At 35.8% G+C, this 279-nt stretch carries 1 protein-coding gene; it reads right to left on the reverse strand.

Annotated elements, in window-relative coordinates:
• The coding region (locus Q4528_RS13610) for a Panacea domain-containing protein (RefSeq protein ID WP_303522081.1) at positions 1 to 245 on the reverse strand (245 nt) is incomplete at its 3' end.
• Between the last annotated feature and the right edge of the window lie 34 nt (positions 246 to 279).

Consider the following 279-nt stretch of genomic DNA (forward strand, 5'->3'; position numbering starts at 1 on the left):
GCACTTTTATCACCATAAAACTTAAGGACAGAGTCAATAGTGTCAATTTGATCTTCAGTTAAGTTTTTGGGATCACCTTTAGAAAAAGTATCACTTTTAACTTTAAACATACCTCTATGCTGTTCGTAAACTGTTCGGAGTACTGGACCATTAGCCCATGCTTCAAAGTCTTCTGAAAAGAGCTCTTCCTCATCCCAAACCAGCGACCACGCTTGACTATAGTAAACTAGTTTTTGCAATTTCATTGCAGAAATTTCACCTAACTCTTTTAATATGTAT

Source organism: Staphylococcus pasteuri (assembly GCF_030547725.1).
Lineage (GTDB): Bacteria > Bacillota > Bacilli > Staphylococcales > Staphylococcaceae > Staphylococcus > Staphylococcus pasteuri.